Source organism: Aquimarina rhabdastrellae (assembly GCA_947387485.1).
GTDB lineage: Bacteria > Bacteroidota > Bacteroidia > Flavobacteriales > Flavobacteriaceae > Aquimarina.
In genome coordinates this window covers 73,819-85,348 of the sequence record CANDNT010000015.1, presented here as the reverse complement: position 1 = coordinate 85,348, position 11,530 = coordinate 73,819, and the positions used below count along the sequence as shown (strand labels likewise).

General features: G+C 29.3%; 11 protein-coding genes. 2 read left to right on the top strand and 9 right to left on the bottom strand.

Going from position 1 to position 11,530, the window contains the following annotated elements:
* Nucleotides 1-276: 276 nt before the first annotated feature.
* The 6 genes from ACYEKI_RS17610 to ACYEKI_RS17585 form a co-directional block, all read right to left on the bottom strand.
* Nucleotides 277-861 (bottom strand): hypothetical protein, encoded by a 585-nt coding sequence (locus ACYEKI_RS17610; protein ID WP_459212525.1) that lies wholly within the window; start codon nt 859-861, stop codon nt 277-279.
* A gap of 4 nt (nt 862-865) precedes the next feature.
* Nucleotides 866-2,269: a M23 family metallopeptidase gene (locus ACYEKI_RS17605; protein WP_459212524.1), complete on the bottom strand. Its 1,404-nt coding sequence runs from the start codon at nt 2,267-2,269 to the stop codon at nt 866-868.
* Between the two features lie 4 nt (nt 2,270-2,273).
* Nucleotides 2,274-3,011: a type VI secretion system tube protein TssD gene (gene tssD, locus ACYEKI_RS17600; RefSeq protein WP_459212523.1), complete on the bottom strand. Its 738-nt coding sequence runs from the start codon at nt 3,009-3,011 to the stop codon at nt 2,274-2,276.
* A gap of 275 nt (nt 3,012-3,286) precedes the next feature.
* Complete coding sequence (gene lipB / locus ACYEKI_RS17595; protein WP_459212522.1) at nt 3,287-3,988, bottom strand: lipoyl(octanoyl) transferase LipB; 702 nt, start codon at nt 3,986-3,988, stop codon at nt 3,287-3,289.
* The gene (locus ACYEKI_RS17590; RefSeq protein WP_459212521.1) at nt 3,981-4,757 is read right to left on the bottom strand and encodes a hypothetical protein; all 777 of its coding nucleotides are present in this window, start codon (nt 4,755-4,757) and stop codon (nt 3,981-3,983) included. The genes lipB and ACYEKI_RS17590 overlap by 8 nt, the downstream gene beginning before the upstream one ends.
* 42 nt (nt 4,758-4,799) lie before the next feature.
* Entirely contained in the window at nt 4,800-4,958 is a 159-nt protein-coding gene (locus ACYEKI_RS17585) for a YqaE/Pmp3 family membrane protein (RefSeq protein ID WP_459212520.1), read from the bottom strand.
* 212 nt (nt 4,959-5,170) lie between these two features.
* Here ACYEKI_RS17585 and lysS point away from each other — a divergent pair, with 212 nt between their 5' ends.
* Nucleotides 5,171-6,862 carry a lysine--tRNA ligase gene (gene lysS, locus ACYEKI_RS17580; RefSeq protein WP_459212519.1) on the top strand — a complete coding sequence of 564 codons (1,692 nt, stop codon included), beginning with the start codon at nt 5,171-5,173 and terminating at the stop codon, nt 6,860-6,862.
* Between the two features lie 514 nt (nt 6,863-7,376).
* On the opposite strand, the gene ACYEKI_RS17575 is transcribed toward lysS, so the two are convergent.
* The 3 genes from ACYEKI_RS17575 to yiaA all read right to left on the bottom strand — a co-directional run bounded on the left by ACYEKI_RS17575 (nt 7,377) and on the right by yiaA (nt 9,785).
* Nucleotides 7,377-7,934, bottom strand: a complete 558-nt coding sequence (locus tag ACYEKI_RS17575; RefSeq protein WP_459212518.1) for a GDYXXLXY domain-containing protein — start codon at nt 7,932-7,934, stop codon at nt 7,377-7,379.
* Between the two features lie 6 nt (nt 7,935-7,940).
* Nucleotides 7,941-9,188: a DUF2157 domain-containing protein gene (locus ACYEKI_RS17570; RefSeq protein WP_459212517.1), complete on the bottom strand. Its 1,248-nt coding sequence runs from the start codon at nt 9,186-9,188 to the stop codon at nt 7,941-7,943.
* Between the two features lie 120 nt (nt 9,189-9,308).
* Entirely contained in the window at nt 9,309-9,785 is a 477-nt protein-coding gene (yiaA, locus tag ACYEKI_RS17565) for an inner membrane protein YiaA (protein ID WP_459212516.1), read from the bottom strand.
* Between the two features lie 167 nt (nt 9,786-9,952).
* Between yiaA and ACYEKI_RS17560 the strand changes: the two genes are divergently transcribed.
* Nucleotides 9,953-11,449, top strand: a complete 1,497-nt coding sequence (locus tag ACYEKI_RS17560) for a hypothetical protein (RefSeq protein ID WP_459212515.1) — start codon at nt 9,953-9,955, stop codon at nt 11,447-11,449.
* The last annotated feature ends 81 nt before the right edge of the window (nt 11,450-11,530 follow it).

Sequence of the window (11,530 nt, the reverse complement as noted above, 5' to 3'; positions counted from 1 at the left end):
TACCTCCAATTTTTTCAAAACACCCATTATTTTCTCGAAATTTACGCTAAAGTTGTGCATATAAATTAAAGTGTCGTTACTTCAATTTACTGCTATTTAGTAGTTTGCACAACTTTCTTCAAATGCACCACGGGTTATATTATATTTCTGTTAGTTTTTTTCCTATTACTAATTTTTGTTCTTTGGTAAATAATTTATCTAGTAGATAAATTTTGAGCACTTAACAATATTGTGTTAAATGCTCAATTCTTTATTTTATAATATCCTTATTTTATATTACCCTTCAAATTCGCCGCAATCGTGTATTTCGAATGTTTTTAATGTTTCTTTATTAGTATATATACTCTTGATATATAAATCATCTATTTGTTTGAAATTATTACTTAGTTGAATACTATAAACAGAAATATCTTCTAGCTTAGAAATACTCATAATCACAAGTTCTTCTTGTTGCTTAAAACTTATTTTGCATATGTTCCCTTCTTGTCGCATATTATCTATAGTAAAAGATATTTTTGCTGACGATTCACATACATTTTCTAATACTATTTTCTTATCTGTAAAAGTAAGATTTGCCATATCACAGGAGTAACAAGCACTAGACACGTCCAGACTATATTTTTTTGACAACTCTTCTTTTTGATCTATAGCCAATATCCCTATCATATTTTTATTCAAAAGCTCTTTATAGTTAAGATCTCTTTCTACTTCAACAACTACTTCATCTTGTTTTTCTTCAATTTTTATTTCCTTTTCAACTTTTGCTTCTTCTTTTTCTACCTTAACAACTTCTTGTTGAATTGTTTGTTTACAACTAATAAATACTATTATTGTAAAAATGATATATACTATTTCTTTCATGCTTTTATTTAATAATCTTTTTGGCTTTAGAATTGTTAAACATTTCTTTTAATAACGGTAGAGGATCTATCAAATCTTTTCTTCTTTGAAAACTTCTATTTTTTGAATACTTAGATGACTTAGCATACATCATTTCACTATACTTAATCGTTTTATTAGTTAAATTACCCTTTGCTTCTCCTGTATACATTTCAATATGCAACATTCCCCTTTTATCTGTTCCTGGTTGCATAATATTAGGTACAAGTAGTCCTATCTCTGCTATTTTATCCCCTTTTTTAACTATATCTCCTTTTTTAACTTTTATATTATTTTTACTTACTTCACCATATCTAACATATAACTTATATCCAGATTTATATTCATATTCATGTTCGATCTCTATTGCCCATGTATCGTAGTAAAAACTATATACATTTTTAACAACACCATCATCTATTGCATAAATAGGTTCTCCTATTTCATAATACAAATCTCTAGCTGCATGAATTCTACTAGAACCTCTCTTATATCCAAATGTTGGTGCTTTTGTTTCATGAAGTGTATAATCGTATGGCTTATAATTATCATTTTTAAATCCTTCTGGATGATTTAGTGGTATGGATTTAAATGGAAATAATAATCCTGCTTTCTCTATTTCAAACCAATTTCCTTCTCCGTAATACCAAAGATTAGGTCTATTGTCAAAAATTTCTTCATATTTTACCTCAAACCAATTTTGATCTTCTGGTTCTGCATCCATTGCTATAAATAAATATGTTTTTCCTTCTTTAGTTTTCTTTAATGCATTTTCATATTCTTTATTTTTATCTGAATTAGTAGATCCTAGCTTGATTTTTGCAATTGCGTAGTCTATAAAATCATCTGCATTGGCTACCGTTTTTTCTTTACTAAATTCTCCTACTACCGCTGTAAATTTAAATTTTGCTTGTCCATCTTGAGTAACATATATAGGTTCTTCTACATCGGTAAATACTTTTTCTTTACCCTGTTTTAGGTTCATTTTTATTTCTCGCTCTTGCATGTGTTCTGTCTGAATCACTATATATACCTCTTTCCCCAGATTTGCTGTAGTTAATTTATTAAACTTTACTATTGGTTTTATCAATGGTATTTCTACACAATCTCCTTTCTTATAACTATCTTGTGTTAATGCCTTTTCTACTTCTTCTTTTGTTGTAGCTTGATTTTGTTTATCTAGTGTAGGTTTTATATTATCGTATATAATTTTAGCTATTCTTTTTTTTCTAGCAGTATCCGCCGTATTATTATTTCCTTTAAATGTATAAGAATGATGTTCTCCTGATTTTTCTGATCCAGTAATTTCTTTTTCGGCTAAATATGCTTTTGTAACTTTTTGATATTTTATACTTAATATGTTACTTGGTTTTGTTGCTAATGTTGCCATAGTTTTAATTTTTTATAGAATCTCTATCTCCTTCTTGCTGAGCAATAACCCTTACCTTAATTTTTTCTACATTGCTATTAACGATATAATCTTTAATTATATCATTTTCAATTATTTCATTGTTGTAAATAAAATCCTTGGTATGATTACTCAAATCAATATCAATAGTTTCTCCTATGGCATTTCTTGTTTCAAGTACTACATAGATTTCTTCTCCAGTTATTGGACTGGCTTTTTTATTTCCTTCTAGATCTGTATAATAACACTTTAAGACTTCTGGTTTCTTTTCTTCTTGTGGAGCATATGGTTCGTTTTCTTTTGAGACGTGGCTTACGTTCCATCGTTTTAAAAAGTATGCTCCGTAGTCTTGAATTCCTGGTGAAATTGTAAGTACTGCTTGCATCCCATATATAGTAGAAAACGTTTCTTCATATGCTATTAAAAAGGCATCATTAAATTTGTAAGTTTTGGTTGCTGGATAATCAAATCCTTTTTCGTAAAAACAGATTTTACCTTCTTCCATTTTATCTTTTTCTTGACCGGAATCATCTGTAGAATCTTTTAGCATCCAATTCAAAAAAATATCATCGCCTCTTTCTGGAGTGAAACTACACCTAAGCAAACCACCCATTACTTCTGTAGCTGGTCTACCGCTTACATGGCTAATTTCTCTGTAATAATTTGTATCAATCCATAAAAGTTCTCTTTCTTGCTTTAGCACAAATAGCTTTGCTGAAACCATTATAATTTTGATTTAAGTTTTGATTTTTTATTTAGTCCATATCATATCTATGATCATAATCTTTAGACTACGTGATTAGAGTAACCTTATTTTTTTGATTAAGAAAAATATCGATTATCGCTATGATATTATACCTCTATAAATTTATGTTTTTTTTATTACTGATAAAAACATTGCAGAAATATCTTACAAGGAATATTGTTTAATTTCATAAATTTCTTTTATCAAAAAAAATCACCTCTTTAAGGGGTGATTTTATATTTTTATTACTGATTTTATTTTATAAATTCAGCTTCAAATAAACGTTCAAAATGCTTAAGTAGTTTTTGTTTTACTTCTTCTATAGGTACTTCTTTTACTCCTAACTCTACATTAAGTGAAGTCACTGCTTTCCCTTTTATTCCACACGGAATTATATTATCAAAATATCCTAAATCTGCATTAACATTAAGTGCAAAACCATGCATGGTTACCCATCGACTAGCTCTTACTCCCATTGCACATATTTTTCGTGCAAACGGTGTTCCTACATCTAACCACACTCCTGTTTCTCCTTCACTACGTACTGCTTGAAGCCCATACTCTTTTAAGGTACTAATTACCATTTCTTCTAGAAAGCGCAAGTACTTATGTATGTCTGTAAAAAAGTTATCTAGGTCTAAAATAGGATATCCCACAATTTGTCCAGGTCCGTGATATGTAATATCTCCTCCTCTATTTATTTTATAAAAAGTAGCTCCTTTTTCTGTTAATTGTTGTTCGTTAAGTAACAAATTGCTCATATTTCCACTTTTACCAAGTGTATAGACATGCGGATGTTCTACAAAAAGAAAATGGTTAGGCGTTTCTAGTCCTGCATCTTCTCTTCTATTTTTTACTTTAATATCAAGTATATTTTTAAACAAAGATTCTTGATACTCCCAAGTTTCTTTATAGTCTTTAAGACCTAATTCTTCTAATATTATTTCTTTATTCATTTTCAAATTCTATCGCGATATCAAAAAACTTAGGGTTATTATTCATTTCGTACATATTAGCCTCTATTTCTACTCCTTTAAAATCTGGCAAAATTCGAACATTTTCATTACTCACTTTTTTTATTTTATACGGAAAAACAAAACGTTGTTTAAATCGTATAAGGTTTGCCATGGGATTATCTTTTGTCATCGTAGTATCCTTCTTCTTCTGGGCATCTTCAAGTGATTTCTGTGTTATTTTACTAGAAAAAGTAGTCTTGGAAAATTTAGTTTCAAAAACTTCATTAAAATCTGGTAATGGTGATTTTTGCTGTCCTTGGTTTCCTTGTATCTGTTTTGTGAATAATTGTAGTTCTTTTATGTTTTGATTTCCTAATTTCTTACTGAAATCTTTTATATCCTCTATATTTTTAAAATCATAGGCTATTTTCATTACTAATTGATTCGTAAGCGTATCTGATTTTAAATACAATTTGAAGTCTTTTAGATTTTCAATCTTCTTTTGCTCTTCTTTGCTTAATTTTTGAATACTATCTTTTTTCTCTATGATATATTCTTCAAAATCTATCAGCGTATCTATTTGTTTTTTATATTCTTCTTTTTCTGAAGGTTTGTTTGCTCCCATCTTCATCATCTCACTCATATCAAACCCTAGACTGTATGTCCCGCTTCCGTTTTCTTCAAACTTAACTTCCTGTACAATTTCGCAACTTGTGAACGTAACTATAGTTACCAAAACTGATATAATATGTATTACAAACTTTTTCATGATTTAACGTATTCTATTTTTTGATTTTAATATGACTTATCTTTATCTATCTGGATTATTTAAAATCACCAAAGCTGCTATTACTCCAGGAATCCAACCACATAATGTTAATAATAAAACTATTAATACAGATCCACACCCTTTATCTAGTACTGCTAATGGCGGAAAAAAAATCGCTAATATTACTCTCCAAAAACTCATTTTATTTTACTTACAAATATATAATTAATCTACTACTTGCACTATGCAATAGTTTCTATTATATAGGTATATTTTTGTTTTATTTTGTTACAATCAGTTTCTTTTGTTAAAACATAACATGCTTATAAAAATAAGCTTATGTTAAGCTTCCTTCTTTCTTGAATCATTGCGACTTACTTTGTATCTTTGCTCGCTTAAAAAATAAAGTAATTATGCAGCTATCAGAACAAGAGCTAATACGCAGAGAAAAACTATCTTCATTAAGAGATTTAGGTATCAATCCTTATCCAGCCGCTTTATATCCGGTGGACACTAATTCTAAACAGATTAAACAGGATTATAAAGAAGGTAAACAGGTAGTTATTGCGGGTAGATTAATGTCTAGACGTATTCAAGGTTCTGCTTCTTTTGCTGAGTTACAAGATGCTGAAGGACGTATACAAGTTTACTTTAATAGAGATGAAATTTGTACTGCTGAGGATAAATCTAAATATAATGATGTTTATAAAAAATTATTAGACATCGGTGATATCATTGGTATTGAAGGAGAGTTATTTACTACAAAAGTTGGTGAAATTACTGTAATGGTAAAAGATTTTACGCTTTTAAGTAAGTCACTTAAACCGCTTCCTTTACCTAAAACAGATAAAGACGGAAATACTTATGACGAATTCAATGATCCAGAATTACGTTACAGACAACGTTATGCCGATTTGGTTGTAAATCCTCATGTTAAAGATATTTTTGTAAAGCGTACTAAGTTATTTAACGCTATGCGTCAATTCTTTAATGACCGTGAATATTTTGAAGTAGAAACTCCTGTATTACAACCTATACCAGGAGGTGCTGCTGCAAGACCTTTTGTTACACATCACAATTCTTTAAACATTCCATTATACATGCGTATCGCAAATGAGTTATATTTAAAGCGCTTGATTGTAGGTGGATTTGATGGTGTATATGAGTTTTCTAAAAACTTCCGTAATGAAGGAATGGACCGTACTCATAATCCAGAGTTTACAGCAATGGAAATTTATGTTGCGTATAAAGACTACAATTGGATGATGGAGTTTACAGAGCAGTTATTAGAGCATTGCGCTATTGCTGTAAATGGAACTACAAAAGCTACTTTTGGAGATCATGATATTGATTTTAAAGCTCCTTATCGTAGAGTGACTATGACCGATGCTATCAAAGAATTTACAGGTTTTGATATAACTGGTAAATCTGAAGAAGAACTTCGTGAAGCTGCAAAAGGTATGGGAATCGAAGTTGACGATACTATGGGTAAAGGAAAATTAATTGACGAAATCTTTGGTGAAAAATGTGAGGGTAATTATATCCAACCTACTTTTATCACTGATTATCCTAAAGAGATGAGTCCTTTAACTAAAGAACATAGAGAACATCCAGAACTTACTGAGCGTTTTGAGCTTATGGTTTGTGGTAAAGAAATTGCCAATGCTTATTCTGAGTTAAATGATCCTATTGATCAACGTGAGCGTTTTGAAGCTCAATTAGCACTAGCTGATAGAGGTGATGACGAAGCTATGTTTATCGATCATGATTTCTTACGCGCTTTAGAATATGGTATGCCTCCTACTTCTGGACTTGGAATAGGAATGGATCGTTTGATTATGTTCTTAACGAATAATCCTTCTATTCAAGAAGTTTTATTCTTCCCTCAAATGAAGCCTGAACGCAAACAAATAGCATTAACTGATGAAGAAAAAGCAGTTCTAGCTATTCTTAAATCAAATAATCGTATGGATCTTAATGAACTTAAATCTCAATCTGGTTTAAGCAATAAAAAATGGGATAAAACCATAAAAGGTCTTACTAAAAATAAACTTGCTAAAGTTGAAAAGACTGATGATGGTCTTTTTGTTGAACATATAGGTTAAGTTATATTTCACTTAATTATTATCAAAAAAACGCTTGGATATACTCAAGCGTTTTTTTAATTGTTAAATATTTATTCTTTTTTAGTTAATCATTTGTTAATATTGATTAATTATATTTTAAGGTTTTTGTTATAACTCTTCTATTAACACTACTATAAATCAAAAACTTATACCAAAAACTATAGCTCATTCTTTTTACTTTCTTCATGTTCTATTTTTGTGACAAAGTACACATTGTGATCCATGTCATTTAACAGTTTATTATTCTTACGTAGATTCGCTATCAGATATGACATATAGAATATATAGTTAATAAAAAACTATTTGAGAACCCCCATACAATAAAAACTATCTCAACTAAGCTTACTATTGTAAACACACTCATTCTATCTCATATCAGTGGTTCATCTTTATACTTTTCTCCCCGAAAGTAGAATTATGAGCAAAAGATTGATGTTGTTTATCAAAAGTGGATTGTGTATTTAATATGATCCACTTTTGTTTTTAACAGACTTTATTCTACATAATCTTCTATTGGCACTCCGTCTAATATAACTTGATCTATTATTCCTTCCCCATTGTATACATATATTAAAGCATAAGCTGTTTTTAAACTATCTCTGGTTACTTTTCTATATGCTAACTCGGCATCATAGGCTTTATTTTCATCCATATAAAAACGATCATTAATCATATCAAAATACAATTTTTGTGAGCCTTTATTATACCTTTTTACTTTTACTCTTATATAGTCTTTATTACCTGTAAAAGGTTGATGCGAAATAGTTTTTCCTTTTACATATCCTAAAGTATCATTTTCTATTTCTAAGTAAGCTTCTTGATTCCATACAAAACTACTGTCAGCTGTCTTTATATAGTCTAATTCATAGTTTAATGTAATATATTTTCCTCTTAACGGATCTGTAGGATCTATAGGTCTAGTTTTAAATTTATATGCAGTTCCTTTTTTTAAGATATTTTCGCTCTTAAAAACCATTTGCATAGGTACTATCCATTGTAAAACTCCTATAATAAAAAACAGGACTATGCTATATTTTATATTTCTTTTCATGTCTTGTTATTTTTTAAGTTTACTCATTTTATAATTTGCTATAAAAAAGCTTATCCCTATTAGTATAAATACAATTCCTCTTACTATAAAACTAATCTCATTATCAAAAAAACGACAACTGATCAATACCGCTATAATTAACATTCCGTAATTGAGAATTCCGAAATTCATTTTTTGTACTCCTAGCCATATAGCATTAATACCTAATGCTAAAACAAATAAATTAAGTAGTAATAACGCTATTGAGCTAGGAAATACCTGTAATACAACATAACTTAAACTGGCCAAATGAAACAAGTTTATCTTCTTCTTGTATGCAATGAAAACTACAAGAGCTATTCCTACTGCAAATAATCCCCAACTCATTATCATATCTGCCATCTCATCCCCTTTAAAATGTGAAATATCTTTCCATACTTCTTCAAAAGATAATATCATAAATGTGATTACAGTACCCAAAGATCCTATTATCAAATACCCATTTCTTAATGTTCGCTGTTCACTATAATACTTCCATAAGGTTCCTATACTATAAAAAACACCAAACAGAGCGATATACATAAAAACAAGGTTTCCTTCAAAACGCTTTACAAAGCTTATCATTACCACACTCATTATTATAGGTATCGCCCAATTATATATGGTCATGATGTTACTTTTTGTTTGCTGTATTGCAGTTTGAATATAATGAGGCATTATTGCTAGAAATATCACGACATAAGTCCATGAGTTTTTAAAAGGTTTTTCCCATCCTATATCAAATGCATAAAATGTGCTTATGCAAAGTATCAAAAGCGTAACTGCATGTGATTTTAATATATATATCAAGGGTAAACACAATAGTATCCAAGTGAGTAAAAAACCACTAAGCTCTCCCTCTATATGATATATCTGACTAATCAGACTCATACTAATTCCTACAGCAAAAAACAGAAAGGTTCCAGAGCTCTCTTTCCAAGCACGGCTTTTATTTTTAATTAATGAAAATCCTACTGCAAGTTGTCCTATCAACAACGGAACAAACGCTATTATGGTTTTTATCATTTTGGATAATTGATCCCAATTATGTGCTAGCATCAAGAGAATTCCTGACCCTATTAATAATGCGCCAAAAACTCCAAAAAGCAACATTAATCTATTCGTTTTTCCTGATGATTGTGATTGATAATATGCTGTTATTTTTTCACCAACTTCTGCAGAGATCACTTTTTCTTTAACCAAAAGTGTTATTTCTTTTCTTAGTTTTGAATCCATAACTCTAGTTATTTTTATGATTTTGTTATTTCTAAAGATACGTTAAAGGCAGTTGAAACAATACAACTGCCTCAAATGATCATCAAAACAAGGCATGTGATATGCCTTCTTTTGATTCTTCTATGCTAATTCTTCTACATATTTTTTATCTCTCGTGTTTTTCTGTACAGCTATAGCTGCAAAAAGACTAAGTGTAAATGCCATACCATAAAATCCTTTTTCACTCAACAGCATATCTGCATTTCTTAATCCTACTATTAATAAAATCAACGAAACTATAGTGGTAAACCAACTAATTCCATAATATATTTCTGTCACTTTTATTCCTTCTAATCGATCTCTCACACTTTTCTGTACAGAAACAGCAGAGAATAATCCTAATAATAATACAGTAAAATAATATCCTTTTTCATTAAGTTCCATAGCTGCATTCCATAATCCTATACAATAAGAAACCATCCCTATAGCTAGAGCTGCCCATGATGCAGATATAAATGCAGCTGTAGGCTTTTGTTTCTGCAATACTTCATTTACTGGTTTTGTTTTTTTCTCTACTTGAACTTCTTCTGTTGTGTCCTTATTAAATTCGTAATTCATGTTCTTTAATTTTGATGATTATTTGTTTTGTTTGTTGCTACAAATTTGCATGATCCCTAGTTCAAAAAAAATCCTAATTCTCAAAAAAACTTACGATATATTTATATAATTTCATTTTAAAAACACAGTATTTATAGTATTTTTATACATATTTATATTACGATTAAATGCATGATATTTCTAAAATAATTCTCATTCTCTCAAAAGAAGAAAAACAAGAATTCATCGCTGTGCTAAAGCAAAAGAACAAGAGAAATGATTCAAAAAACATTCAGCTTTTCAAACTTTTAGACACTTCTCATGTTATTGATAATCCCGATCATATTTTATATGGTAAATCTTCAAAGGGTGCTTATCATGCTTTATGTAAAAGATTACAGGACAGTCTTATTGATTTTATTGCTACTAAGAATCTTGAAGGCGAAACCTCTGATCAATTAGCCATTTTAAAGTTACTAATGGCTAGTCGTATTTTATTTGAACATAAACAATTTAAAATAGCGTTTAAAACTTTGCGTAAAGCCGAGCAAAAAGCTAAATATCACGATAGTTATAGTATACTTAATGAAATTTATTACACTCAAATACAATATGCACATTTAGATAATACTATTATCCTTGACCATTTAATACTACAGTTTAAAGACAATAAAAAAGCCTTGCATCAAGAAGAACAACTCAATTTATTTTATGCAAAGTTACAAGAACAATTACGTATTCCTGATCAAGATATTCATCATACCATTAATCGTGCTTTAAAAGATTTTGATTTGATTATCGATAAGGATCTTACTTATCGTTCTTTGTATAAAATTCTAGAGATTACTTCAAATACAGCTCATCTTACACGTAATTATCATCAAGTTTTTCCGTTTATCATGGCAACATATACACAGCTTTCTTTAAAAAATGATCCCAAAGATCATCAGCTGTTTTATCATATTCAAATCTTATACTATGTTGCTAATGCCAACTTTAGAAATAGAGCTTATAATACTGCTCAATATTATCTAGATGAAGTATTATCCTATATTAAGTTACAGCAGAAAAAATATTACACTCATTTTTATCCACAATATGTTTTATTACAGTCTTTAATCTTTAATTATACCAATCAACCTCAATTAGCCATTCAATTGTTAGAAGATTTTCCTTATGCAAAATATAAAAATCAAACTGCCTATGTTTTAGATTTACGACTAGTTTTCATAGTTTTTCTTTCTCAACAACTTGAAATAAAAAAAGCATATCGTCTGTTTACTACATTTATTCATAGTGATACTTGGTATCTTAAAAAAACGGACCTGTCTTGGGTTATTCAAAAAAATCTGGTAGAAATCTTATTACATATAGAATTAGAACATATTGATTTGGTTTCTTCAAGGCTTCAAAGTTTTAAGCGAAAGTATACTCCTTATCTCAAAAAAAATAAAGAATATCATATTTTAGATTTCATTAAATTAATATCACTTTATCATCAAAAGGGAGTTTCGAGTGACTCTACTGTCCTCATTAATAAATTCGAAAGCACTCTTTCTCAATTAAATTTGACCACTACAGATGTTTTTATCATTAGTTTTTTCGCTTGGCTTAAAGCCAAAATAACCAAGCAGGATGTCTATAAAACTATTCTAAAATTAACTTCTTTTAACACAGAATCTTAATCTAACCTCTTTTCTAACGTCTACTTAGTAAACCTTTAACTAAGCTTTCACAAATTTGACTTGGTCTTTTATTTAAATTCG

Bases quoted from the DNA above. Each gene is read 5' to 3' on its own strand.
- tssD (WP_459212523.1), bottom strand. From the start codon at position 3,011: ATGGTTTCAGCAAAGCTATTTGTGCTAAAGCAAGAAAGAGAACTTTTA.
- ACYEKI_RS17570 (WP_459212517.1), bottom strand. From the start codon at position 9,188: ATGGATTCAAAACTAAGAAAAGAAATAACACTTTTGGTTAAAGAAAAA.
- ACYEKI_RS17605 (WP_459212524.1), bottom strand. From the start codon at position 2,269: ATGGCAACATTAGCAACAAAACCAAGTAACATATTAAGTATAAAATAT.
- ACYEKI_RS17585 (WP_459212520.1), bottom strand. From the start codon at position 4,958: ATGAGTTTTTGGAGAGTAATATTAGCGATTTTTTTTCCGCCATTAGCA.
- lysS (WP_459212519.1), top strand. From the start codon at position 5,171: ATGCAGCTATCAGAACAAGAGCTAATACGCAGAGAAAAACTATCTTCA.
- ACYEKI_RS17610 (WP_459212525.1), bottom strand. From the start codon at position 861: ATGAAAGAAATAGTATATATCATTTTTACAATAATAGTATTTATTAGT.
- ACYEKI_RS17560 (WP_459212515.1), top strand. From the start codon at position 9,953: ATGCATGATATTTCTAAAATAATTCTCATTCTCTCAAAAGAAGAAAAA.
- ACYEKI_RS17590 (WP_459212521.1), bottom strand. From the start codon at position 4,757: ATGAAAAAGTTTGTAATACATATTATATCAGTTTTGGTAACTATAGTT.
- ACYEKI_RS17575 (WP_459212518.1), bottom strand. From the start codon at position 7,934: ATGAAAAGAAATATAAAATATAGCATAGTCCTGTTTTTTATTATAGGA.
- lipB (WP_459212522.1), bottom strand. From the start codon at position 3,988: ATGAATAAAGAAATAATATTAGAAGAATTAGGTCTTAAAGACTATAAA.
- yiaA (WP_459212516.1), bottom strand. From the start codon at position 9,785: ATGAATTACGAATTTAATAAGGACACAACAGAAGAAGTTCAAGTAGAG.